Here is a 24,387-nt window from a genome sequence, read left to right on the forward strand (position 1 = left end):
TCTAGTGGGGCATTTTGACTAGGGTTGTGGGGTTTGCAGTGAGTTTGCCTACCCCTCCGCCAAGCTCAAAAAATAAAGTATGTCCAAAATGCGAGATAAACTCGTGTCCCATTCCCGCGCTCACTTCCCAATATTGCGGCGTTTTAGCGAGATTTTCTTTTGTGCTAAGCAGACCATAACCGCCACTTAGATAAAGATATGGACGGAAGTATTCAAAGCCAATACTTGAAGCGACTGTGCTACCTGAAAGAATACCAAGGCTTAGTTTGTCATAGATTCCAAAAATTTGCGAATCAAAGCGTTCATCATTAAAGAGCTTTGAAGCTTTAGATTCAAGTGAAATGCTATTGCGTAGGCTTAAAAGTGAGCCTTGAAAGAGTGAAAAGCCTAGCTCCAGCCCACCACCCATACTCGCCCCTGTGTTGGCATACACACCAAGGCTTATATTACTCCTTTCTCCAAACTCCCCTGCGTGAAGAGAAAAACAGCATAATAGTAATAAAAGATATTTTTTCATTGACTTTCTCCAAACTTTTATGTGGCTTCGTGTGGAAGCTCATTATACATTGTTAAAGTTTATGGTTAAAGTTTGTGTAATAAAACTTAGCTAGGATTAGCGTTTCTAAAGCTATCCCACGCAAAAAAGTAGAATCTATGGCGTTTCTCATTTTTACACTGACTTTGCTTTGCATTTATATCCGTCCTTTTAGGTTTCCTTTGTGGGTGTATAGCTCTCTTGGGGCATTGCTTTGCTTGGGGTTTGGGGTTGTAGGTTTTGCTGATGTGGCATTTGTGTGGAATATGGTATGGGATAGCACACTCACACTTGTTGGTCTCATTATCTTTTGCATTGTGCTTGAAAGGCTCTTATTTTTTGACTTTTTAGCCTACAAGATTCTAAGATTTTTAAGTGAAAAGGGGGAGTGCGGGGGCATTTCTAGCTTTAAATTTTATGTGTTTATTGTGCTTTTTGGGGGATTTTGGGGGGCATTTTTTGCCAATGATGGTGCGATTTTAATCCTAACACCACTCATCATCGCCCTTTTTGGCAAGCTAGATTCTAAAGATATGGAATCTAAGCTAGATTCTAAAAATTCAACGCAGATTCTAACCCCACTTGTGATTTTCCTGCTTATAGTGAGTTTTGTAAGCGATTTTGCTTCAAATACCTTTGTGATTTCAAATCTCACAAATATCATTGCCTTGCATTTTTTTAATCTTAATGCCCTAGATTTTAGCAAGGTTATGGCATTGCCACAAATTTTTATTATCATTGCTAGTCTTTGCTTTTTTATCCTTGTGCGTAAGAGATTGCCTAGAATCTTAAGGGTTAAGATTCCAAATGCGGAATCTCACACGATAGAATCTAGCACAATGCCACAAAAAAGCGTGATTATCATTTGTTTTGCCCTGCTTTTCTTGCTTTTATGCGGGATTTTTATAGCAAATGCTTTTGCTCTCCCGCTTTCTTCTTTCACGCTTTTATGTGCGGCTCTTAGCCTTATTCTTGCGTATAAAAGGATTGAGATTCTGCCCTGCCTTAAGGCTTCGCCCTTTGGGATTGTGGTATTTTCTTTAGGGCTTTTTATCGTGGTGTTTGGACTACATTCTACAAGCTCTTTTATGCGTGATATTTTTGCGTTTTTCCTTGATGATTCTCTAAGTGATAGTTTTTCTGCACACACTCTCACACAAATCTTTAGCGTTGGTGTGATTAGCTCACTTGGCTCTAGCCTTATTAATAATCTGTCTATGGTTATGCTTGGCAACCTTGCTTTAGGCGACTTTGTGGGGCTAGATTCTAGCTTTAGGGAGTTGCTAATTTACGCTCATCTGCTCGGCTGTAATGTCGGGGCAAAGCTCACGCCCATTGGCTCACTTGCTACACTGCTTTGGCTTTTTAGCCTTAAACGATATGGCATTTATATTAGCTTTTGGCGGTATATGCTAGTGGCAATGCTTGTCGTGCCTTTTATGCTGTGCGTGGGGCTTTTGGGGCTTGTGGTGTATGCAGGTCTGCATAGAATCTTAATGTAATTTTAAGTTTAAATTAATCTTAGAATATTACAATATAGCTCTAAATTTGAATGAAAGGAAAGCTATGAAAGGAAAGATTCTAGCAGTGGGCTTAATCAGCGGTGAAGATGGCAATCGCTACACTTTTGAGACAAGCGATGTGGCAAATTTGGAAGGTAGAAGTATGGAAAATCTCACGGGCTGTGAGGTGGATTTTGAAGTGAGTGAAAAGGCGGCAAAAAATGTTTTCATCACAGGTGGCAGCATTAATATGGCAAATATTCAAGGGCAATTGATGGCAAATGACACACAAAGTATTCGCTTTAAGTTTTTACTTAGCATTGGGCTTTATTTTGGAGGAAGTTTTATCTCTATAATCCCATTTATAGGCTGGGTGATTGGAGGTATTTTACTCATTGCTGGGTTTGTGCTGTTTGTGTTGGCTGTGCTTGGGACAAAACGCACAAGTGAAAGTCAAACTTTGTTTAAAAACTTTATTCTCTGTATTGCGGTTTTTGCAGTGACATTTACTTTGGCTATGATTTTTGGCAGTAGTGTTTTGTTTGGTGTTATGGCTGGGTATGATTCTGCTGGTGAATTTGGGCTTGTTGTGGCGATAATATTGCTTATTGTTGGTACTATTGTAGCACTTGTATATCAGCTTTTATTCTTTAGAGAGTTGGCATTTGTTACCGAGCAGAAGTTCTTGCTTTGGGCTTTCTATGCAAATATTATTGGAGGCATAACAGCAGTTATTTTTATCGGCTGGTTATTTGTGCTTGCGGCTCTTGTATTGTGGATTCTAGGATTCTATCAAATGAAAGAAATCCGCAAACGCACAGAAACTGATGTAATGCCTTGGTTTTAATTTTTAGATTCTACTTCATTTTAGAATCTAGCTTTAGCCCTATTTGCTTGAATGCGTTGGGGCTTGGGAGCTAAAATTCTTAACTAACTTCTTTCTAAACTTCTTTTGCTACAATGTCAAATCTTTTTATCTTACATTGACAAGGCGTTTTTATGCGATTAGATTCTCATTTTGTTGAAATTTTAGTGCTTGATTTTGGCTCACAATATACACAGCTTATTGCTCGGCGGCTGCGTGAGTATGGAATCTATACCGAGATTGCCCCTTACTTTGAAAAGCTAGATTCTATTAAAGCGAAAAATCCTAAGGGAATCATTCTTAGTGGGGGACCTGCGAGTGTGTATGAAGAGGGGGCGTATAAGCCGGATTCTAGAGTGTTTGAGCTAGGAGTCCCCGTGCTTGGAATCTGCTATGGTATGCAGTATATCGCACATTTTTTTGGCGGAAGCGTGGTAAGGGCAGAGGCACAGGAGTTTGGCAAAGCGGTTTTAGAAATTGCGGATTTAAATTTGGCGTTGTTTAAGGGTGTAAAGCAAGATTCTATCGTGTGGATGAGCCACGCGGATAAGGTGGAGTCTCTACCTAGCGGCTTTGTGGAATTAGCTAAAAGTGGAAATACGCATTATTGTGCTATCGCGGACTTTAAACGAAATGTATATGCTTTGCAGTTTCACCCAGAAGTCGTGCATAGTGAGTGTGGCGGAGAGATGTTGAAAAATTTTGCTGTGGGGATTTGTGGGGCAGATATAAGCTGGAATATGCGGAATTTTGCGGAAAGTGAGATTGCAAAACTGCGTGAAAAAGTGCTTGGGGATTCTAAAAAAGTGGATTCTAAGCCAACGCAAGAAAATCTACAAGAAAAAGGGTTAGATTCTAATGCGGAAGGATTTTGTGATGATTTTAAGGGTTGTGCAGATTTTGAAGCAAGGAGTTTATTAAACATAAATGACGAAGCTACAAAATCAAACTCCCTTAAAAACACGCAAAAGCCAACGCAGAAAGTGTTGTGTGCTGTGAGTGGTGGAGTTGATTCTAGCGTGGTAGCCATACTTCTTTATCGTGCCATAGGGGAGAATCTTATCCCTGTTTTTGTGGATACCGGGCTTTTAAGAAAGGGGGAGAGAGAAGCGGTAGAAGCGATGTTTAAAGAGAATCTAAAAGTGCCTTTGATTGTAGCCGATGCGAGAGAGCTATTTTTAAGACGATTAAAGGGCGTAACAGAGCCTGAGCAAAAGCGAAAAATAATCGGTGAAACCTTCATAGAAGTCTTTGAAGCTGAAGCTAAAAAGCACAACACAAAAGGTGAAATAAAATTCCTAGCACAAGGCACACTCTACCCTGATGTGATTGAATCTGTGAGTGTGAAAGGTCCTAGCAAAACGATAAAAAGCCACCATAATGTCGGCGGACTGCCTGAATGGATGAAGTTTGAGTTAATCGAGCCTTTAAGAGAGCTTTTTAAGGACGAGGTAAGGGCGTTAGGCAGAGAATTAGGAATGCCTGAATCTATGCTTATGCGACATCCTTTCCCCGGACCCGGACTTGCCATACGCATTATGGGCGAGGTGAATGCGGCGGATTTAGAGCTATTAAAAGAAGCGGATTCTATCTTTATAGAAGAGCTGCATAAATGGGGTTTGTATGATAGCGTGTGGCAGGCATTTTGTGTGCTTTTAAATGTGCGAAGTGTGGGCGTAATGGGCGATAACCGCACTTATGATAATACTATTTGTGTAAGAGCCGTGGAAGCACAAGATGGAATGACAGCGAGTTTCTTACACTTACCCCACGCATTTTTAGAATCTGTCTCAAATCGCATAATTAACGAAGTAGCAGGGATTAACCGAGTCGTGTATGACATCACCTCAAAACCCCCGGGAACCATTGAGTGGGAGTAGGGAATGACTGCGAAACAAAATATGTTGCCAAATTTATTGATAGAAATTGTAGAGTTTTTACAACAGCAAAATCTGCATTTAAGCCAACAAAGTCGCGATGGGCGAATTAACTCTGCTTTTAATGAAGATGAGATTTTTAATCTTTTAGATTCTCATTTTGTGATAAATCGTCCTAATATGCGTGATTGGGTGGATTTTAGTTTTTGTGAAAATAATGTGTTTTATCCTGTGAATATCAAAGTTAGCACGACAAAAACAACTGATAATCTCAACTGCAAACTTGGAATCTACTATGCTTTAACAGGTAAAATTCCACCTTTTGGCAATGGAGTAAGCTGGGAAATATACTTTAAAATGCTAAAAGAAAACTTAACAACAAATGACAAGGATTATTATTTTTTAATCATCAATAAAGATAATCCTAGCGATGTATTTGCCACTTCGCTTAAATGTTTAGAATCCATCTTGCCAAATGGTAACAACCTGCCCTTTCAGGCAAAATGGGATAATAATCGCCAAATCACACAAAGAGATTTTGAAGAAGTGAAAGATTTTTTATTAGGCACATTTGAACAGTCTTTAAAACTTAGGGCTGATGCATATTTGCATTTTAGGAAATACTTTTATGAATCTTGATGTTGAAAGCTTGGGGCAAGTTTTTACCCCACCACATATTGTAAGCGATATGTTAGCTTTAGTGCAAAATAGTGGGCGATTTTTAGAGCCAAGCTGTGGCAATGGGGCATTTTATGAGAATCTACCTAGCAATAAAGTAGGGATTGAGCTAGATTCTAGTGTTGCTTGCAAAGGGGCTTTAAGGCTTGACTTTTTCAGCTATCCTGTGAGTGAAAAATTTGATACCATTATTGGCAATCCCCCTTATGTGAGATTCCAAGATATTAGGACTCACACAAAAGAGCTTTTAACGCCCTTTATGTCTATGTTTGATGAAAGAAGTAATTTATATTTGTTTTTTATTTATAAGTGTATTTTGCATTTAAATGATGGTGGAGAGCTAATTTTTATCACGCCTAGAGATTTTCTAAAAAGCACTGCAAGTGTAAAGCTTAATGAGTTTTTGTTCCACACAGGGAGTATTACGCATTTTGTAGAGCTAGGGGATAGAAAGATTTTTGCAAAAGCCCAGCCAAACTGCATAATATGGCGTTTTGTTAAAGGGGATTTCACGCGTAAAACACAATGTTTAAAAGAATTTTCTTGCATAAATGGTCAAATCTTATTTACAAAAAAGACTTATACCATTCCTTTTAATTCATTATTTTTTGTAAAAGTTGGGGCTGTGAGTGGGGCGGATTCTATCTTTGGAAACGAAAAATGGGGTAATGTAGAATTTGTCGGCTCACAAACTTGCAAAAGTGGCAAAACTAAAAAAATGATATATGGTGAGTATGGTAGGGATTGTTCGTATTTACAGGGCTTTAAAACACAATTATTACAGCGAAAAATCAAAAAGTTTAATGAAGCAAATTGGTGGGAATGGGGGAGAGATTATTATAAAAGCGAAATGCCTCGCATTTATGTCAATACCAAGACACGCAATAAAAAGCCCTTTTTCTTACACCCTTGCAATGCTTATGATGGCTCAATTTTAGCGATTTTTCCAAAGTTTAAAGTGGATTCTACAATGCTACAAAAAATATGTGATAAGCTAAATGAAATAGATTGGCAGGAGCTTGGATTTGTGTGTGATGGGCGGTTTCTTTTCTCACAAAGAAGCCTAGAAAATGCAATGCTAGATTCTAGGTTTATTAAAACTAGCATAATCAACGAAGCAACAGGGATTAACCGCGTAGTCTATGACATCACCTCAAAACCCCCGGGAACGATTGAGTGGGAGTAGAGATAATTCAATGACAAAACCAACGCATTTAAGCACACAAGAAAAAATCAATCTCGGCAGTTTTTATACTGCTGATTTTTTGGTCAATGCAGTCTATATAATGCTTAAAAAATATGTAGATTCTAAAGATCATGTGCTGCTTGATAGCTCGTGCGGAAGTGGGAATTTCTTGCAATCACAAGCCATTATAAAAAGCGGATTTACTAAAGATAGCTTTAGTAAAATCATAGGAACTGATATTGATAAAACGGCTTTACATATCGCAAAACGCACACTGGATTCTAAGGTGATTTTGCTTCATAAAAACGCATTACATAATGTTACTAGGGAGCATTTTTCTATCGCACAAACTGATAGGCTCATTATCATAGGCAATCCGCCTTATAATGACAGAACTTCCATCGTGCAAAATCATCTTAAAAATAAAGAATCCATACAAATAGATTCTGCTTTGCAACATAGAGATATAGGCATAAGCTTTTTACGATCTTATGAGAGACTAAAAGCGGATTTTATCTGTGTTTTGCACCCACTTTCTTATTTGATAAAAAGGGCTAATTTTAGCGCATTAAAAGATTTTGTAAAAGCTTACAAACTCATAGATTCTACAATTATTAGCTCTCAAATTTTTTGCAAAGATTCTAAGGGGTATTTTCCTATTATTATCGCTCTGTATAAAAGGGATAATAAGGGAATGGATTATGAATATATTTGTAATTTTAAATTTAAGACAATAAATGAAAAAGAATTTAGCCTAAAGGGGTTTGATTATATTGGCAACTACATTGATAAATATCCTAATAAAAAGCGTGTAGTAAGCTCTAAAATCAAAGCGATGTTTTACACAATGCGTGATATAAATGCCCTGCGTCGTTCTAAGACTTTTATAAACAAAGAAAATAGCAATACGATTTTTGTAACACAAGAAAAATATAGCCTTTATTGCTATGTTGATGTGTTTAAATTATTTTTGCCACATATCCCTTATTATTTTGGAAACTGTGAAGTAATGATTAACTTTCAACAATTTAAAGCCCTAGAATCCCACTTTATACAAGCAAGTGAAAGCAAGATTCTAAGCCCTGAAATTTCGCAGTATTTTAGAGATTTACTAGGAGTGCATTATGAAAATACAACAATGTGAAAATAAACAAATCTTTGTAGAAATTCCGCTTACCACACAAAGTGGCAAAACAAGAGTAAAAACACGCAATAGCTTTTATGAATATGGACTGCCCACTGCAACAAGACAGATTCCATTTTCACAAAAGCATTACATTGAGTGGCAAATCGGCTATGATGTAGATAAAAATGATAAAGAAAAGTTGGCTTTAAGCACTTTAAGGCAAAGTGAGTTTATCGGGGCAAATGGCAAGACAAAAGCCCTGTATAAGCTTAGTGAATATCTGTACTATTTCACGCAATGGGGGATTATTACAGAGAGTGAAATAACAAATTTATTAGCATTTTTGCAAAATATTAACGATGATGAATTTTTGGATTCTAGGAGTGATTTACAGATTTTACGAAGCCACCCTATAAGTAAAAAGATTTTAGGTGTGGAGTTTTATGAATCTCAAGTCAAATATCCGCTTTTGGTGCATAAATTTAATCATTTTGATGTGCTAGTAGAAATCATCATTAAAGAAAAACAAAGGGCGGTTGGTGTGCAGCCTATGCTTTATGTTTGCTTTCCCATCACAGAGCTACATTGTAACCCCGTGCTTTTAGGCAGAGTGGCAGAATCTAAAGAATGCGGTTTGCTTATCTTAGATTCTAAGGATAAAAACTTTTTACTAGAGATTTTTAAAATCTTTGGAATGCTAAGTAAAAATCACAATTATGATGTATGCGAGATTGTAAAGATTATAAAAGTTAATATAGCCATAGAACCTATATAAAAACTCTTTGGTTCTATCTCATCACACAAGTAAAACTTTGCACCCAAAGATCACTATAAGGAACTTTTTTTGTTATTGATAAGCAAAGCTTTCACTATAAGCTCTAGCCCCTTAGCTCCACTGCCCTTATCAGCAAAGCTTCCCTAGAATGCTTTAATTTTTCACTTACAATCTCTTCTAACAATATCTGCAAGATTCTACCTATATCCTTACCCACAAAGCCCAAAGCCTTTATATCATCGCCATTTATACATAGCTCTTTTAGACTTAAAGGCAGGTTTGAAACTAGCACCTGCTCCATATTTTTTTGAAACTCTTTAAGCCCCTTTTGAGCTGAATCTTGCGTTAAATCTTGAGCCACCACCGCCATTTTTAGCCTTATCATATCACGCAAAATCCGCTCTCCGCTGATAGACAGCTCCTTATCCCCACTCATTTTCTCACTTGCACAGCCCCGCTCCAAATGCCCAAACTCCCTAGTCTCCCTACCGCCAAGGGCGATAATCCGCCCTGCTATCTCCTGCCTATTTGTCTCAAGGGGTATCTCACACGCTTTTAGAATCTCACTCACATACCGCCTTGTTTTATTATCAAATTTGAGAGATTCTAAAATCTTATCCGCCTTATCTCTTTTGCTTGTTTTGCCCCAATCGCACACTTGAGCTAAAAATAAAGCCCAAACAAATGCTTTAGATTCTATATTTTGCGGCAATCTTACTTCCAGCCCTTCAAAGCTTATCATTCCGCCAAATGCCACATTCAGCACATCACTATACTTACGCATAATTTTTTCCGCTGCCCTGCCACATAAAAGCTTTGTAAGCTCATCTCTTATGCGTTCTTTTGAGATATAGCATAAATTCTTAGCACATTCTCGCAATGCAGAATCCGTGTGAGATTCTATCTCAAAGTCCAAAGTCGCAGCAAAACGCAAGGCACGCAAGATTCTTAAAGCATCTTCATTAAAACGCAAATGTGCCTCCCCCACACACACAATCTTACGATTGATAATATCCCTTAGCCCACCTACCTTATCAATTAGCCCCGTATGTGGCGAATACGCAAGGGCATTCATCGTAAAATCCCGCCTTTGTAAATCCTGCTCTAATTCAGTGGTAAATCTCACGCTATCAGGTGCTCTTTTGTTGCTATAAGCCCCCTCTATGCGAAAGGTGCTTATCTCATAAATCTTATTATTATAAATCACACTTATCGTGCCGTGCTTTAAGCCTGTGGGGATTGTGCGGGGGAAAAGCCTTATCACTTCACTTGGCAGGGCAGAAGTGGCAATGTCATAATCACTTGGCAAATTTTGATAAGCTAAATCACTTTTAAGCCCCGCATTATCGCTACATTCTAAAGTATGTAAAATCATATCACGCACACACCCACCAACAATATACGCCTTATATCCGCTCATTTGTAATTGAGAAAGGATAAACTCCACGCTTTCAGGCAGTTGTGGGGTAAAATCTTTAGGATTGAAGTGAGATTCTGGCATTATTTAGAATCTCGCCTAGATTCTAAATGTATTTCCAAACTAGATAATCTTGCCATTTTCTAGCCCTTTTCTTAAACGCAATAGCCCAAATCGCAAAATCAACCGCCGAATGCAAGACACAAACATAAAAGGATACCGCACATAATGCCGAAATAAAGTTTTCACAATAAGCATTCTAGCCTTGGCTCTATACGCTCTATGTAAAGTAGATGTGCGTGAGACATTCATATCACAGGCATTTAAAATATGAGCTAGAATCCTAGAGCTATTCATCGCCCCGCTTATGCCCTCCAGCGTGCTTGCGTTAATAAACCCAGCCGCCTCGCCGATTAAAAATACGCCACTATGTCCTAAGACAAAGTCCTTTAGCCTTGTAGGTTGCAACACCAAACACGCCTCTTTTTTTAAAGGCTTCCCAAAGATAAAGCCCAAAGTGCGAAGTCGCTCTATCTGTGTGGCAAAGCGTTCTTGGCAGTTTGCGTGTGGATACGCCCCACCAAAGATAAAATAGCCATTTTTTGACATACTCCAGCTATAACTTGGCGTAAGTTCTTTATCAAAAACACAAGAAAGCATAGGAGCGTTATGTTCCTTATACCATTCTTGGATACACACAAGCGACTTTGTCTTAAGCTGTGGGTAGAGATACCGCCGTAAATGGCTCTTTGCCCCATCAGCACCGATGATAATCTTAGCCTTACAAGTAAAGTCCTGCGATATTTTAGCATTCTTAGAATCTTGGCGTTTAAAATGGAGCGTGTAGATTCCATTTTCACCTTGCTTGAGACTTTTAAAATACGCCTTATGAAAGGTAGAAATATGACTAGGAATGCGTGATTTTTGCCATAAGTCAAAGGCGTGTCGCTCCATATTGATGTAGCCTTTTTGAATGTAAGAAGCGTGAGGGTAGCCATAGTCAATGGTGTTTATGGCAAAAATTTGAGGCTCTACAAGTAGGCGTGTGGGGAGATTTAGCCCTTGTGTGGCAAATGCTTTCTGCCCGCCCTCAGATAGTAGCCCACCACAAGGCTTATGAAAACTCTCATCAAAGCAATCTCCACTAGAATCTTTTTTATCAATGGCGATGACTTTGAGATGAGATTGTAAAAGTGAGGCGAGATTGCTCCCTGCCACACCTAAGCCGATGATGGCTATATCAAACTCCCCTAAATCACGCATTGTCTCTTTTGAGCTTGTATTTTCACGCATTACCCTATCCACAATCCTTTCTAAAATAAAAATAAGGCAAGGATTTTAGCATAGTTTCATTAAATGCTTTTTGTGAAAGATTTTAGAGCAAATCAAGCATTCTTTTCTTTGCTTTTGCCACATCAAGTAGTCCATTTTTTGCCCTAGCATTCAGTGAGCTAAAAATATCTTCTATCATTGTAGAATCTAACCCATAATCACGCGGATTGCTTGAGATATGAAGTGTTTTAAAAAGATTTTTAATGCCTTGTTTATAGGGGCGTAGGATAGAATCTGCGTTTTCATCACTTATACAATCTAGCAAAATCGGCAGAGTAAAGCTACACGCCAAGCCGTGTGGCACACCAAAACGCATTGTGATAGGATAGCTTATGGCGTGAGCTAGGGCGGTTTGTGTGTTTGAAAAGCTAAGGGCAGCGTGCATACAAGCAAGGGCTAGATTTCTTCTAATCTGCGTTGTCTCTTTAGTGTTTTTCAGGGAGATTTGCTTTTTGCTTGTGCGACAGCCCTTATGGCTAGTCTCCGCACAAAAAGCTTCACAACCCTTGAAATTATCTAAAAATCCTTCCGCAGTGGTGGCGGTGCTGTTTGTGTTTTTTGTAGTCCTGTCATTTTGAGCCGTAGGCGAAAAATCTTTTTTAGATTCTATATTGTTAGATACTTCGCCTAAAGGCTCAGTATGACAAGCAATTGTTGTAGAATCTAAAATCTGTTTAGAATCTAAAGAGGTTAGCATTTCATATAATGGTGGCAGATTCTCTAAAATCAGCTCAATAGCCGCCTTTGCATATTGCGTAGAAATGGGATTTGCATTTTTATTCCAAATGGATTCTACTGCGTGAGATAGGCTATCAAGCGTGGTGTGAATACTAAGACTTAAAGGCAAGGATAGCAAAAGAGAGATGTCATAAAATGCTATTTGTGGATATAAGCATTTATGCGATAAAGAATATTTGACATTTGCCCCTTTATCCCAAATAGTCGCCCATTGTGTCAGCTCACTGCCCGTTCCAGCCGTGCTAGGACAGGCAAAAAGTGGCATCGCCTTTGCCTCGCCCACAATCTCCAAACCCCCATTCTTTGCTATAATCTCATTTTGCAGGGCAAAAAACTTCGCACTATCTAGCACACTCCCACCACCAAGAGCAATAACCACATCATAACGCCCCTTTAACTCCGCCTTTATACTTTGCAAGGATTCTAACTCTGGATTTGGATTTACAGAATCATAGATGATAATGTTGCTAAAAATCTTTGCGATATTTTGGGCTAAGTTTGCTCTTTTAGATTCTATGGGATTAGAATTTGGTGTTTGAGATGGTAGCTCACGCTTAGTATGACAAGGGAGAGAATCCACAATTCTAGAATCTTGGCTAAGATTTGAATGATTAGATTCTATTTGGCATTCTAAGGATTGAGATGAGAAAACCAGCGAAGCGGTGCAAGGCGAAGCTGCAGCGGGTTTCTTTAGTAAATTGGCATTATCAAGTGAGCCAACAAGAAGCTTACTAGAGGTAAGTGCCGCGGTTGGCGAACGCAGATTCGCCGATTTATCGCTCAATACTGAATGATCTTCTTGCCTATTAAAGCTTTTAGAAGTTACTAGCAATATTCTCTTTGAAGCCAACTCATTTTCCGCTAGATTCTGTAAAGATTCTAAAATATCCACATCAAAGTGGATTTGCACAGGATTATAATAACTAAAACTCATCGCTATTCCCCCGCATATACTCGCTTAGTCTTTGAGCCACTTCTTGCGGTGTAACCTTTGGTCGCCCTAGGTTGTCTTTAGAGCCTTTTTGGATTTTAAGGTAGATAAACCACGCCCCTTTTTTAGAATCTAAATTGCTAGGATTTGTTTTAGATTCTATAACTTTGTCATACTGAGCCGTAAGAGAAGTATCTTTGTTTGAAATGTTTTGATTTTTAGATTTTTTATTTTTTTCTTTAAGGAGGAAGGGCTTAAATTGCGAAGTCGCTCCCTCCCCCTTAAAAATCCCCCACCCCGACAACGCCTTCCTAGTGCTACGCACGAGTGCGGTATTGCTTTGTAAGTTTTGTGTGAATTTGGGGGCAGGAGTTACCTTATGAGTAATGACTGCCTCCAAAGACGCACAATCTTGCAAATGACTACCCAAAGACGAATTGCCACAAGCTGAATGCCTCGCATCTAAAAACAACCGAACATACAACTCAAACTCTTCTAAACTCTCCGCTATATACACATTCACATACCCACACGACCTAGCAATACTACTAAAATCCACAAAAGGTGAGAGATTAAACTGCCCACCTGTGCTATCGTGGCTTTCATTATCTAGTAAAATATGGCAAAAATTATCCCTATCCCTCGTGTAATATGCATTTGTGCTTAATGCACCAAGCCGCATAAGCAGGGCAGAATCACCATCTATGGCAATGACTTTTTGTCTGCTTTTTAACGCAATGCCAAGTGAGAGAGAACTCACACAGCCCATAGAGCCAACCATATAAAGCTGATTTGGACTATCCTCTATTTCATATAGTTCCCTGCCACATTTACCTGTGGTAGCAAACAGTAAAGCTTTAGAATCTTTTGCTAGAGTATGCAGAACTTCCAAGGCTTCTAGCCGTGTAGGCATTTTGTTTGCAGGTTGGGTGGGTTTAAAATCTGGTTTGGATTCTGTGTTGTTAGAATCGGCTTGAGATTCTAGAATCTTGTCATATTTGCAAGTGTGGGCAAGAGCTTTGCTCGTGCGAGCCTTTGAAAAAGGCGAAATATCTCTTTTAGATTCTGTGCTAGATACTTCAGCTAATGCTTCAGTATGACAAGGGGTGGAATGGGCTTGAGATTCCATATTGCTAGAATCTTGGCATTCTAAGGATTGAGATGAGAAAACCAGCGAAGCGGTGCAAAGCGAAGCCGCAGTAGGTTTCTTTAGTAAATCGTGGCTTTGCGAAGCAGAAGCAAGAAGCTTACTCGGTGTAAGTGCCGCAGCAGCAATCCGCGATTTATCGCTCAATACTGAATGCCCACTCACAAGAGAGACTTTAGAAAAAGTTTTATCTCTCACAATAAAGAAAAAACTCTCCCCTTTTTCTAACCACTCTAAAGCCTCTTGCACCTGCATTTTAGCCCTATCCATATCTGAATCTAAAAAGGCATATTTAATCTCGCAAGTCTCTAGCAATGTATCCGTGATAACGCCTAATAACTCGTGCTGTGGCTCATCTGTGTTTTTACCGCTAGAATCCCTTTCACCACGCAAGGACACAAAGCCTAGAATTGGAATCTTAAAAGTATAGTTAAGGCTTGTTAGGGGGCTTAGGGCGTTGCTTAAGCCGCTATTTTGCATTAGCACCACGCCGTAGTTATGGGGCGTTATCTCTTTGGTGCTTTTAGCAGATTCTGCACTCAAGGCTCGGTCATTTGCGTTTAGCAAACTCCCTTCGCCTTTCGCTTGAAAACCACTAAAATCACTCAAAGATACTTCCGCCTGAGAGTCTTTATTGTTGGAATTAACTTGAGATTCTAGGCTTGTAGATTTTTCGCTACGCTCAAAATGACAAGGGGTAGAATCCACAATTCTAGTATTTTGCAAGTATGGACTAGTGCTACGCACGAGTGCGGTATTGCTTTGTAAGTTTTGTGTGAATTTGGGGGCAGGAGTTACCTTATGAGTAATGACTGCCTCCAAAGACGCACAATCTTGCAAATGACTACCCAAAGACGAATTGTTATGAATTAGTCGGCACAAACTTATCCCACTTGCAATCGCCACCGCATCACCCTCATTATTACTCATAATGAAACGCTTGCTATTAATCGCATAATTAATAAGCGGTGCGAGATATGAGCAAGGCACACCGACAAAATCCCTTAATCCCACACTCTGCAAATAATCACCAAATTCCTGCGTGTCTAACATAGTTTTCCTTTCTCTAAGTTTTAATTAAGGCAATACTTAAATTATCGCCTATGGGAAGTGTGTAAATCTCATCGCTAGATTCTGCGATAAATTCCATAACCGCCTCCCTCACGCCAACATAGCCTTGCGAAAAATATTCGTGGCAGAGTATCACACCGCCCTTTACCATTTTGGGATAAAAATATCTAAGCCCCGCTAAAATTGGCTCATACAAATCACAATCAAGATTCACAAAGCAAAATCTTTCATTCTCTAGTCCCACAGCACTTTGTGGAAACCAACCCTTTTTGATTACACATCGCTCTTTATAGGGCATTTTACTTAGCACCAGCTCCACGCTTGTATTGGCAAAATGCTTTGCTCCAAGTGAATGAGCCATAGTAGAATCTTTACTTACATCGCTGTGAGTGAAGCCCTCAAATGTGTCAAACAAATACAAAGTTTTATCCCTAAAACTTTCATTTATATACCTTGCAAAATCCCCTCTATACACACCAAGCTCCGCTACACTGCCCTCTAAATGTTGCGATATTTTTGCAAAATCCTGCAAAAATACAATGCGTGCCTTGACACTTAGCTCAATATAGCCTACATCAATTTTTGCCTTTGGGATACCCATAGATTCTAACTGCTCGCTAATCTCATAAAGCCCTGTGAAAGTGCCTACAATCACTTTGTCAAAGTCTAGCTCCAGCAACTTAGGAGAAGAATATATACTTACCCCCCCCCCCGTAGAATCTTGGGTATTTTCTAAACAGATTTTCTGCCCTGCCTTTTGCGGATCATTATCAATAAAAGCGATAATCTCTACATTCTTATCTTGCATAAGATTTGCTCCAATGAGCCTACCGCAGTTTCCTGCACCAAAAATGACAACCTTTTGCATATTTGCTCCTTAAAAGTAATTTGTGTTCTATCTACCAAGCAATAGATAGAATCCAAACTACAAAATTTATAGAATCTGCCACTCAGATTCTATATTACATAGAGTTTTGTTTTGAGTGATTTTAGAAAATCTACTAATTTAGAATCTAGCAATTCTAAGATTGTGAGTGAGAAAACAAGGCAAAGCCGCAGTTTCTTTAGTAAATGTGGGGCTCAGGAAAATCACAAGGTTACCTTAAAGGGTAATGACCGCCGTGATTTTTCGCAGCTCCCGCATTTATCGCCACAAGCTGAATTGCCAAAACACAAAAACACTAAATTGTCCCCGGAATAAGTGAGAGAATCTCCTTCACACTCATACAAGAAGATTCCATCTCCTTACTTCTATCAAACTCTAAAATCCCTTGTGAGACCTTTTGCATCGCTATAAATGAAGCCCTAAGCAAGTGGTTTGCATAAATGATAATATTTGCCCCTGCTTCCCCTAGCTCTTTTGCAGTGATTTCATTAAAGCTTGTAGGCACGACTACCACAGGCGTTTTAGAATCTTTCTCTCTAAAGGCTTTGAGAAAAGCTAACACTTCATCAGGGCTTTTTTGGCGTGAATGTATCATTATACCATCTGCCCCAGCGTTAATATAGGCAAAAGCCCTTTTTAGTGCATCTTCTTGCCCTTTGTCTAGTATCAAAGATTCAATACGCGCGATAATCATAAAATCCTGTGTAATCTGTGCGTTTTTCCCTGCTCTAATCTTGTCGCAAAAGACTTCAATGTCTTCTTGGGTTTGCTCTACATCATTACCCAAAAGTGAATTTTTCTTTAAGCCCGTTTTGTCTTCAATGATGACAGCAGATACTCCCGTTCGCTCCAAACTTCTCACAGAAAAGACAAAATGCTCTATCTTGCCACCTGTGTCAGCATCATAAATCAAGGGCTTTGAGGTTACTTCAAAGATTTCATTAATGGTGTTTAAGCGGCTTGTTAGCTCTACGGCTTCAATATCTGGCTTACCCCTGCTTGTGCTATCTGTAAGGCTAGAACTCCAAAAGCCATCAAACTCTAGCTTTTTGCCGCTAGATTCTACACAAGCATTTTGTGCGATAAGGGCGGATATAGCGGAGTGGGTTTCACAGATTCTAAGTGGAGTTTTTGCATTCACAAGTCGGCGTAAGAGCGAAAGTCTAGCATTTGTGCTGATACCAATCGCCCTTGCATCAAGGTTTAGCTGTGTGGAGCTTATGCCCTCTGTGTAGCTAGGCTCTATAAGCTCACCGCAATTTAGCTCCTGCAGGGTATCAATGACATTTTGACGCGTTTTACTCTGTGTGCCGCTTTTCCAATCATCGCCGTGGATTACGAAGCGAGGCTTTAAGGAGCGGATATTGCCCTCATAACTCAATGTATCTTGCGGGATAACTCTATCAATCTCTTTTAAATGGCTAATGACTTCATAGCGTTGGGCATAGTTCATATAAGGTAGTCGTTTATAAGAGGCTATTGCCTTATCGGTCAAAAGTCCTAGCACGACTTCGCCCCTTCTGCCCTCACTAGATTCTAAGCTATCGGCTAACTCTCTTGCGATTTTTAGGATATTAATGTGTCCGGGGTGGATTAAATCTGCCGCCATAGCGACATAGACTATTAAAGCATTTTGATTAGGCTGACTAACGGGGGGGGGGGGTAAATGTATTTTTTCGCATACTTATCCTTTTAAAGTGGGTTTTTGAGTGAGAGTTTCTAAATCACTTGGAGTGAAAAGTGATTTATAAAGATTCAAATCATCTTTATTATCACATTCGCCCCAAATGCCACTATAAGGCATACAGGCTATCTTCTGCCCATTTTTAAGCAGGGTATTTAAAAGCGTGGTGCTATCCGTTGTTTTTGGGAGATTTTCACTTAAAGAAAAAAGGGTGCGTAAGCCTTGAAGGCTAAAAGATAGTAATCCCATATACTGCCCTTGTATCTCATCTAGATTCTGTGCTTTTAAGCCAATCTCTCGCAAGACTCCATCGCTTTGCTTAAAGCTCTCCGCATCAAGCAGTGGCTCATCAAAACGCAATTCCCACAGCTTACGCCATTGTGTGCTATATAAGATTCCTATATCATCTTTGCTTTTAAGCAGAGAATCTATCGCAGCAACGCTATAAAAAATATCGCTATAACTCACCACCACCCTATCGCTATCCATTAGCCACTCTTTTGCACAATACAGGGAGTAAATCATATTAGAATCTGCCCATTGCGGATTGATAATGCTGTGTAGATTAAAGTGCTTTATATAAGATTCTAAGCATTCCCTAGCATAGCCCACAACAATGCCTATATCATCTATCCCAGCGTTTTTTAACGCTTCAATTTGGTAGAGCAAAAGCGGCTTTTTGTGAAGTTCAACCAAACATTTGGGCTTCTCTTGTGTCAATTCCTGCATACGACTACCGCGTCCTGCTGCTAAGATAAGAGCTTTCATTGTGTGCCTCCATTTGCTGATATGTCCCAATTACCAAAACAAGAAAACAACGCAAGGTGCTTCAAAGTCGGGTGGATTCTATAATATGTCTCGCCCTCTTTGCGATTTTGCGAAGTTAGGCTAAAAGCCCCATTTTGCTTGTATTCTAAAAGCACTTTTACAAGAGCTTGAGAGCGGATATAAGGCTCAAGGGTAGTATCAATATCCGTGTTAGCAAACTCGCATAATTGCTTTGAGCTAAGGCTAAAAAAGCCTAGTATATCGCCACAATCAAGCCCATCGTTTAAAAACATAGCAGTTGAGCAAATCTCCCCTTCTTCTAAAAGTGAGTAATAGCAAGTCGTTGAGCCTTTATACTGCGGGAGCTTCCCAGCGTGGATATGGATAAAATGCTTTGGAATATGAAAATATTTAGATTCTAAAATCCCCCCGCCATAGCCTGAATAAATCACATATTTTTGTGGCAAACTTTCCACATAACTAAACACCGCTTCATCATTAATATCCTGTGTATCAATGCAATGTGTGCTAATGCCTAAGTCTTGAATCTGTGAAATGACTTGCCCTGCTTCAAGGGCATTGCCTAAAATCACAATATGGCTTGGGACGATACCACATTGCAACATCGCTTGAAAGTAGATATTTGAACGAGAGCTTAGGGCATATATCATAGCAAGGCTAGATTCTAGCTCTACACACTTTGCAGGAGCATTTATAGAGCCAAAATCAAGCGGAGTGTCCTTATACTCATAGTCTTTGATAGAATCTATCAAGGATTTAAGCTGTTGCAGCTCTGCTTGTAACTCTATTTGCAAATCATTGTGTGCTAGAATCTGCCTATCAACACTCGCAGATTCTATAAAATCCACGCAAGGTTGAAACCCTGCTTTTTGTGCTATCATTTTCACAGCTTCTATTTCACATTTCACGCTTTTGGCTAGGTAAGGCATTATACCCCCCCCCCCCGCTAGAATCTAACACTGCCAAATCCATAGCAGGATTATAAATAAGTGATAAAAGCGTATCGTTAAGTTTTAGCAAAGTATTAAGATACAAAAGATTATGTGTTTGAGCAAAAAACGCACATAAGGCTTTAGCAAAGCATAAATAATTATCAATATGCGTATATGAACTCATCTTATCTGGCTTTAAAATCTCTTCGTTAGAAAATCTAGAAACCCCTTTATCATAAGATATATACAGCCTTTTATTGATCTCAAAAGTTTTAATCACAAGCTTTAGTATTTTCTCGTTTTTACAAGATTCTAAAATATAGTCATTGACAGATTCTAGCTCTCTTTGCTCCATATTTTTACCTTGATTTTGGGCTGGTTCGCATAAAAATGTAAATAAAGCCCTGCGTGTAGAAAGATACTCTTGTAAAAATGCCACGCCACCAAAGGTGGTGTAATTGTAGCTTTGTGGTAGGTTTAGGTTATTTTCTGTGATATATGGATACATTTTTGCCCCTTAAGTTTGTAAAAATTGAGAGATTAAAGCCCTATCTGCTTGTATAGTAGAATCTTGTCTCTCTCGCTCTGGATGCCACATTAACGCTAGAATCTGCCTACTTTTCATCGCCTCTATCTCACTCTCAACATAAGCTAGATTCTCAAATCCACTTGGCACTTCCTTGATACAAAAATTATGATAGCTATGCACACTATGTGTAAGTGTGCCGCTTAGGGCGTGGTATTCTTTAACGGCGTGTGTGCTTTTGTGAAGTTTTAATCCAAAATATGTCGCTACAATCTGCATACCACGGCATATTGCTAGAATCTTTTTATTATGTTGTAACGCATACTCAAGTAGCATAAACTCAAATTCATCTCGCTTGGGATACTGCCCAATGTCATTGCCCCCACTTAGCACAAGCACTTCTTTATCTTTAAATATTTCAGCAATATAATCTTTTTGACTAAAAGACACACCAAAGCCCCTGCAATCACACTTTAGCAAATACTCATACAAGGCTACATCTAAGCATTCCCATAGCTCATTATAGGGCTTGTGGTGGCAGATTCTTTGGGTTATCAAAGCAGTCATAGCACAACCACCTTAGAATTCGCACAATCAATTTCTACCGCCCCTGCTGCTGCAAATGTCGCAAACTTCTCCCCACAGCCAATCACGGCTGGAATCCCAAGCTCATTTGCTCGTATTGCCATATGTGAATTTGCCCCGCCAAACTCCGTAATAAGCCCCTTAATATCGTGTGAAAAAATCCAATCAAAACCCGGATCCGCCCTTGAAATACACACAATTTTTTGAGTTAAATCCGCCTTTATCTCATCTTTTAAGTGAAGCACCTGCCCTTTTATGCGTTTTTGTGTGATGAAATTTGGCATAGATTCAGCAATGCTAAAGTATTCTGCTTGAGATTCATCTGTGATAAGTGGAGGCAGGATAATGGCTTGTTGCAGCTCATAGGAGCTTTTGCCATATTCAATGGATTCTAAAATCAAACGCTCCAAATTATTAGAAGTGCGATAGGCTTTAAAGAAAATATCCACATCGCAATAGCTCATATCTTCACTACTTAGTCCAAACTCCGCTCCAAGCTTTGCTATAAGGCTTAAAGCCGTGCTTAGATTCTTGCTAAATTCAAACTTAGACTGCTCCCTGTATATAATGCCTGTGGCGATAAAGTCAAAAAAGCCTAGCACATCAGTTTGTATGCTATGCTCTTTTAAAAGGCTATCAATGGCTTTAATCTGCTCTAAGCTTAGATTGAAGCTTTCTTTATGTAAGTTTAGCGGGGTTTTGTGCTTAAAATAAAAATCAAAGCCTTCATCATATCGTGGCGATAAAATATCATAAGTCCCCGGACGCAAATGCCCATATTTACGCAAAAAGTCATTTTTTGAGAGATGATGCAAATCGGTGGCAAAGTGAGAGGTTATACACTCTAAAGATTGAATAAAATTTTGCTTTTGCCATTCGTCTAGAATCTGTTCTTTCACTAATGCATTCAAAAAGCCCATTGCCATAAAGCCAATGCGTGCCAATCCCACAAAAGGCTTTGTACCATAGTTTCTACAATCTTGCAAAAGCCAATAGATTTTCTCAAGTAGAGAGCTTTCAAAGCTTAGAATCTGCTCTCGTTTATGACTTAAAATCTCTAGCTTTTGTATATCCGTGGTGTAGATTTTATTTGCGATAATGTTGTTTGTTAGGGCTTTTAGCTCTTTTGTTATCTCATTTATTTGCTTTGCTCCAAAGCCATATTTGCTTAAAATCTCTATCCTTCTTGGTGTATCAAAATAATAGCTATCAAAGAGAATCTCAAACTCTACCTTATCGTGCCAATGCGGATTCTCCCTTAATCGATGCAAGTAAAAATTAACAAGCATTTGACTTATATCATCTCTCAAATGCCGCGGCAAAAATGAATTAAAACTTGCCCTCACATCAACATAAGGTTTGCCGTGTAGATTATAAATCAGCGGATTGGCACTCACATCTTTATAGCCATACTCCGCCCTTTGTGTCGCATATACAGAATCTGTAATGAGATTAGCATACAAAGAAAGGGCTAGGGGGTGTGGGTGCAGCCCGATAATCTCAGCAGGATTCCAATCAGGCATAATCCCAAGTATGCCTTTTGTGCCTTGCAGTGAGGGGTGGGGCTTTAGGATAGAGTGAATCTTGTTTTTAAGTAAAGTGAGTTGTATGCTATGCGATGGGTATTGCTTGTGCGTTTTTACAAGCAGGGGGCGGACTTGAAAGCAATAGATTTCCTTGTCTGTGATACCAAACTCCACATCAAGTGGCGTATGCGGAATGAGCGATTCTAGCTCACGCAAAAGCCTTACAATCTTTTGTAAATGCGCATTGTTAATCTTTTTAGTGCAATGAGCGATATAAAAAGTCTGCGTGTTAGCCTCTCCACTTGTGATAGCGTGGGTAGATTCTAAAGAATATTCTATGACATAATAAGGAGCATTTGACTTTGGCTGCCTATTAAAAGCCACACCAGAGCAGATAATACCCTCTGCCATAGGCTGAATAAGCACCACTTCATCATTTGCTACACTTGAAAATGCCTTGTTTTTATCATCAATCTCTTTGTGATATGAAGCAAAAACTTCAAAAATATGCTCTTTTAGCTCATCTTTTTTGATATGTAGAAAACTCGCATAGGCCCCGGCATTTGAGTGAGAAAAGCCATCTTCACTCTTTGCTGATGAACGCACGATAAAGGAAGTAAAAGGTGTAGAATCTAGCTCTTGTAAAAGATGATTGAATGCACTAGATTCTAAAAAATCCTTTTTGCTTAGAATCCATAAAGGCAGAATCTTAGCGTATTGAAGCTTTGAATGGAGATTTTGTAGTGTTTTAGCTTTTGTGTCTAAAATATTATTTTCTACGCTTTGTGTGTGGCGTTGTGTAGAGTTTTGGGCTTTGCTTTCACGCAAAAAGCTATCAATTCTCAAGGCTATGTCATAAGGTGTCAAAGCACTATCATAGGAGATATGTAAATGTGCTTGTGGAATATCCACTTCTAAGTCAAGTCCGCCGACATTCCGCACGAGCCCAGATTTAAACTTGCTATAAATCCCCGCAGAATCTCGCTTTTCAAGCACGGATTTTGGCACATCAAGGAATATCTCATAATACTCACTCAAATGCAGACGATTATACGCACACACCTCTTCTAACATACCATTTGCTGCGATAATCACAGCCTTGCTAGATTGTGAAGAGAGACTCTTGGCAAGCTCGGCATAGCGGATACCAAGGGCGATACGAGAAGCCCTATCATAGCCATTTTGCTCAAAAATCTCACGCAGATGATTCCCATCAAGGATAATATTTTCAATCTCTCTTTTGTCTAGAATCTTACTTAGCTCTTGTGCTACGCTGCTTTTCCCAGCACCATTTAAGCCCATAATCCAAATAATCATAAGGCAATCCTGCTAGGCTTTGTGGATAGTGTAAATAGGGAGTTATTCGTGAAGCTATGGCTAGATTCAAGGCTTAGTTTGGAGGTTAGCTTACGATGTAATGTGAGAATTGCCTTAAGACTCGCAATGCTCCTTTCTTGCGATAATGCGGATAAAGTAGTCATCTTCACCATTAAATGGTGCAAAGCCATTATCTTCTTTTGCATAGAGAATTTTAAAGCGGTAAGTGAGAGCATTATACCCCCCCCCCCCGTAGTTATTATACGGGTATCTGCTTGGGTATTGCTTGTGTTATCTGTTTTTTTATTGAATACCCCTTGTGTCGCATTATTTGAGCTAAAACGCAAAGATTCAATCTCTTGCAATGTTTGAGTGAAGTTTAAGAATCTGCGGTAGTGATTATCATAAATAAATGCGTTTGTCTCATTCTCTACCGCCTTACCCTTGCCACAAAGGCTATTTTTCTCGCCTCTCACTTCAACGCTCAAGATTCCACCATCTTTACAATATTTAAGGCAATCTGCCAAGGTTTTATCTTGTTGAGCTTTGCTGACAGAATGCAGGGTAAAACGAGAGTAGATACAATCAAATTGTCGTTGAAAACTAAAGGAATCTAGCTGTGCGAAATCGCCACATAGAAAGCGTGGGATATTTTTAGTTTGTGGGCTTTGTTTAGAATCTTGCAATGTTTTTGCATAACCATTCAAAAACTCTACTTCCTCTTGCACTTGATCTATGGCGGTTGTATCTATACCATTATTTGCAAAATAGAGACTATCTCGCCCATTACCACAACCTAGCTCAAGGAGTGATGGAGCGTTAGATTCTGCGTATTTGTTAGTATCGCAATTTATGGATTCTAACAAATAGTTTTTATACACAAGTTTTGCAAAAAGTGATGGTTCTACACCGATTTTGTGCCTACTATAAAATTCACGCCAATATGTTTTGTCCACAGCTTA

21 protein-coding genes are annotated in these 24,387 nt (G+C 39.2%); 8 read left to right on the forward strand and 13 right to left on the reverse strand.

All coding sequences use genetic code 11. The features are described from left to right. Nucleotide 1: 1 nt before the first annotated feature. Nucleotides 2-517, reverse strand: coding sequence for a hypothetical protein (locus HCN_RS05315; protein WP_014666784.1), 516 nt, complete (start codon nt 515-517; stop codon nt 2-4). A 137-nt stretch (nt 518-654) separates the two neighbouring features. Between HCN_RS05315 and HCN_RS05320 the strand changes: the two genes are divergently transcribed. The 7 genes from HCN_RS05320 to HCN_RS05350 all read left to right on the forward strand — a co-directional run bounded on the left by HCN_RS05320 (nt 655) and on the right by HCN_RS05350 (nt 8,544). Beyond that, nucleotides 655-2,037 carry an arsenic transporter gene (locus tag HCN_RS05320; RefSeq protein ID WP_014666785.1) on the forward strand — a complete coding sequence of 461 codons (1,383 nt, stop codon included), beginning with the start codon at nt 655-657 and terminating at the stop codon, nt 2,035-2,037. 64 nt (nt 2,038-2,101) lie between these two features. Then, nucleotides 2,102-2,884, forward strand: coding sequence for a V-type ATP synthase subunit I domain-containing protein (locus HCN_RS05325; RefSeq protein WP_002956570.1), 783 nt, complete (start codon nt 2,102-2,104; stop codon nt 2,882-2,884). Between the two features lie 152 nt (nt 2,885-3,036). Then, the gene (guaA, locus tag HCN_RS05330; protein WP_014666786.1) at nt 3,037-4,782 is read left to right on the forward strand and encodes a glutamine-hydrolyzing GMP synthase; all 1,746 of its coding nucleotides are present in this window, start codon (nt 3,037-3,039) and stop codon (nt 4,780-4,782) included. A gap of 21 nt (nt 4,783-4,803) precedes the next feature. Beyond that, a complete protein-coding gene (locus HCN_RS05335; protein ID WP_041309604.1) occupies nt 4,804-5,418 on the forward strand; it encodes a hypothetical protein in 615 nt (204 codons plus the stop codon). Further along, nucleotides 5,408-6,643, forward strand: coding sequence for a GMP synthase (glutamine-hydrolyzing) (locus tag HCN_RS05340; protein WP_014667567.1), 1,236 nt, complete (start codon nt 5,408-5,410; stop codon nt 6,641-6,643). The genes HCN_RS05335 and HCN_RS05340 overlap by 11 nt, the downstream gene beginning before the upstream one ends. Before the next feature lie 10 nt (nt 6,644-6,653). Next, complete coding sequence (locus HCN_RS05345; RefSeq protein WP_014666788.1) at nt 6,654-7,787, forward strand: DNA methyltransferase family protein; 1,134 nt, start codon at nt 6,654-6,656, stop codon at nt 7,785-7,787. Beyond that, nucleotides 7,768-8,544: a R.Pab1 family restriction endonuclease gene (locus tag HCN_RS05350; RefSeq protein WP_014666789.1), complete on the forward strand. Its 777-nt coding sequence runs from the start codon at nt 7,768-7,770 to the stop codon at nt 8,542-8,544. Before HCN_RS05345 ends, HCN_RS05350 begins: the two co-directional genes overlap by 20 nt. A 103-nt stretch (nt 8,545-8,647) precedes the next feature. Here the strand turns inward: HCN_RS05350 and HCN_RS05355 are convergent, their stop codons facing one another. From HCN_RS05355 to HCN_RS05375, 5 genes are all read right to left on the reverse strand, one after another. Continuing rightward, entirely contained in the window at nt 8,648-10,045 is a 1,398-nt protein-coding gene (locus tag HCN_RS05355; protein WP_014667568.1) for a CCA tRNA nucleotidyltransferase, read from the reverse strand. 39 nt (nt 10,046-10,084) lie between these two features. Further along, entirely contained in the window at nt 10,085-11,254 is a 1,170-nt protein-coding gene (locus HCN_RS05360; protein WP_014666790.1) for an FAD-binding protein, read from the reverse strand. An 82-nt stretch (nt 11,255-11,336) separates the two neighbouring features. Beyond that, nucleotides 11,337-12,965 (reverse strand): phosphonoacetaldehyde reductase, encoded by a 1,629-nt coding sequence (locus HCN_RS05365; protein ID WP_014666791.1) that lies wholly within the window; start codon nt 12,963-12,965, stop codon nt 11,337-11,339. Then, nucleotides 12,955-15,162: a thiamine pyrophosphate-dependent enzyme gene (locus HCN_RS05370; RefSeq protein ID WP_014666792.1), complete on the reverse strand. Its 2,208-nt coding sequence runs from the start codon at nt 15,160-15,162 to the stop codon at nt 12,955-12,957. The genes HCN_RS05365 and HCN_RS05370 overlap by 11 nt, the downstream gene beginning before the upstream one ends. A gap of 13 nt (nt 15,163-15,175) precedes the next feature. Beyond that, nucleotides 15,176-16,048 carry a TylF/MycF/NovP-related O-methyltransferase gene (locus tag HCN_RS05375; protein ID WP_002956561.1) on the reverse strand — a complete coding sequence of 291 codons (873 nt, stop codon included), beginning with the start codon at nt 16,046-16,048 and terminating at the stop codon, nt 15,176-15,178. Between the two features lie 111 nt (nt 16,049-16,159). Between HCN_RS05375 and HCN_RS05380 the strand changes: the two genes are divergently transcribed. Beyond that, a complete protein-coding gene (locus HCN_RS05380; RefSeq protein ID WP_014666793.1) occupies nt 16,160-16,381 on the forward strand; it encodes a hypothetical protein in 222 nt (73 codons plus the stop codon). On the opposite strand, the gene aepX is transcribed toward HCN_RS05380, so the two are convergent. The 7 genes from aepX to HCN_RS05415 all read right to left on the reverse strand — a co-directional run bounded on the left by aepX (nt 16,362) and on the right by HCN_RS05415 (nt 24,381). Further along, the gene (aepX, locus tag HCN_RS05385; protein WP_014666794.1) at nt 16,362-17,675 is read right to left on the reverse strand and encodes a phosphoenolpyruvate mutase; all 1,314 of its coding nucleotides are present in this window, start codon (nt 17,673-17,675) and stop codon (nt 16,362-16,364) included. The genes HCN_RS05380 and aepX overlap by 20 nt on opposite strands. Nucleotides 17,676-17,750: 75 nt before the next feature. Further along, on the reverse strand, nt 17,751-18,518 hold the full coding sequence (locus HCN_RS05390) for a phosphocholine cytidylyltransferase family protein (protein WP_014666795.1): 768 nt from the start codon (nt 18,516-18,518) through the stop codon (nt 17,751-17,753). Next, nucleotides 18,515-19,468 (reverse strand): hypothetical protein, encoded by a 954-nt coding sequence (locus HCN_RS05395; RefSeq protein ID WP_041309517.1) that lies wholly within the window; start codon nt 19,466-19,468, stop codon nt 18,515-18,517. Before HCN_RS05395 ends, HCN_RS05390 begins: the two co-directional genes overlap by 4 nt. Beyond that, nucleotides 19,437-19,979, reverse strand: a complete 543-nt coding sequence (locus tag HCN_RS05400; RefSeq protein WP_014666797.1) for a hypothetical protein — start codon at nt 19,977-19,979, stop codon at nt 19,437-19,439. The genes HCN_RS05395 and HCN_RS05400 overlap by 32 nt, the downstream gene beginning before the upstream one ends. A 9-nt stretch (nt 19,980-19,988) precedes the next feature. Next, a complete protein-coding gene (locus tag HCN_RS05405; RefSeq protein ID WP_002956555.1) occupies nt 19,989-20,564 on the reverse strand; it encodes a gamma-glutamyl-gamma-aminobutyrate hydrolase family protein in 576 nt (191 codons plus the stop codon). Next, complete coding sequence (locus HCN_RS05410; protein WP_014666798.1) at nt 20,561-23,425, reverse strand: adenylyl-sulfate kinase; 2,865 nt, start codon at nt 23,423-23,425, stop codon at nt 20,561-20,563. The genes HCN_RS05405 and HCN_RS05410 overlap by 4 nt, the downstream gene beginning before the upstream one ends. Continuing rightward, nucleotides 23,422-24,381 carry a class I SAM-dependent methyltransferase gene (locus HCN_RS05415; protein ID WP_014666799.1) on the reverse strand — a complete coding sequence of 320 codons (960 nt, stop codon included), beginning with the start codon at nt 24,379-24,381 and terminating at the stop codon, nt 23,422-23,424. The genes HCN_RS05410 and HCN_RS05415 overlap by 4 nt, the downstream gene beginning before the upstream one ends. Between the last annotated feature and the right edge of the window lie 6 nt (nt 24,382-24,387).

The sequence above is a fragment of the Helicobacter cinaedi PAGU611 genome, from assembly GCF_000284635.1.
In the GTDB taxonomy this organism is placed as follows: domain Bacteria; phylum Campylobacterota; class Campylobacteria; order Campylobacterales; family Helicobacteraceae; genus Helicobacter_C; species Helicobacter_C cinaedi.

What these genes read in the sequence shown, in the direction of transcription:
- HCN_RS05315 (WP_014666784.1), bottom strand. Translation starts at nt 517, where the DNA reads ATGAAAAAATATCTTTTATTACTATTATGCTGTTTTTCTCTTCACGCA.
- HCN_RS05320 (WP_014666785.1), top strand. Translation starts at nt 655, where the DNA reads ATGGCGTTTCTCATTTTTACACTGACTTTGCTTTGCATTTATATCCGT.
- HCN_RS05325 (WP_002956570.1), top strand. Translation starts at nt 2,102, where the DNA reads ATGAAAGGAAAGATTCTAGCAGTGGGCTTAATCAGCGGTGAAGATGGC.
- guaA (WP_014666786.1), top strand. Translation starts at nt 3,037, where the DNA reads ATGCGATTAGATTCTCATTTTGTTGAAATTTTAGTGCTTGATTTTGGC.
- HCN_RS05335 (WP_041309604.1), top strand. Translation starts at nt 4,804, where the DNA reads ATGTTGCCAAATTTATTGATAGAAATTGTAGAGTTTTTACAACAGCAA.
- HCN_RS05340 (WP_014667567.1), top strand. Translation starts at nt 5,408, where the DNA reads ATGAATCTTGATGTTGAAAGCTTGGGGCAAGTTTTTACCCCACCACAT.
- HCN_RS05345 (WP_014666788.1), top strand. Translation starts at nt 6,654, where the DNA reads ATGACAAAACCAACGCATTTAAGCACACAAGAAAAAATCAATCTCGGC.
- HCN_RS05350 (WP_014666789.1), top strand. Translation starts at nt 7,768, where the DNA reads ATGAAAATACAACAATGTGAAAATAAACAAATCTTTGTAGAAATTCCG.
- HCN_RS05355 (WP_014667568.1), bottom strand. Translation starts at nt 10,045, where the DNA reads ATGCCAGAATCTCACTTCAATCCTAAAGATTTTACCCCACAACTGCCT.
- HCN_RS05360 (WP_014666790.1), bottom strand. Translation starts at nt 11,254, where the DNA reads ATGCGTGAAAATACAAGCTCAAAAGAGACAATGCGTGATTTAGGGGAG.
- HCN_RS05365 (WP_014666791.1), bottom strand. Translation starts at nt 12,965, where the DNA reads ATGAGTTTTAGTTATTATAATCCTGTGCAAATCCACTTTGATGTGGAT.
- HCN_RS05370 (WP_014666792.1), bottom strand. Translation starts at nt 15,162, where the DNA reads ATGTTAGACACGCAGGAATTTGGTGATTATTTGCAGAGTGTGGGATTA.
- HCN_RS05375 (WP_002956561.1), bottom strand. Translation starts at nt 16,048, where the DNA reads ATGCAAAAGGTTGTCATTTTTGGTGCAGGAAACTGCGGTAGGCTCATT.
- aepX (WP_014666794.1), bottom strand. Translation starts at nt 17,675, where the DNA reads ATGGCGGCAGATTTAATCCACCCCGGACACATTAATATCCTAAAAATC.
- HCN_RS05390 (WP_014666795.1), bottom strand. Translation starts at nt 18,518, where the DNA reads ATGAAAGCTCTTATCTTAGCAGCAGGACGCGGTAGTCGTATGCAGGAA.
- HCN_RS05395 (WP_041309517.1), bottom strand. Translation starts at nt 19,468, where the DNA reads ATGCCTTACCTAGCCAAAAGCGTGAAATGTGAAATAGAAGCTGTGAAA.
- HCN_RS05400 (WP_014666797.1), bottom strand. Translation starts at nt 19,979, where the DNA reads ATGTATCCATATATCACAGAAAATAACCTAAACCTACCACAAAGCTAC.
- HCN_RS05405 (WP_002956555.1), bottom strand. Translation starts at nt 20,564, where the DNA reads ATGACTGCTTTGATAACCCAAAGAATCTGCCACCACAAGCCCTATAAT.
- HCN_RS05410 (WP_014666798.1), bottom strand. Translation starts at nt 23,425, where the DNA reads ATGATTATTTGGATTATGGGCTTAAATGGTGCTGGGAAAAGCAGCGTA.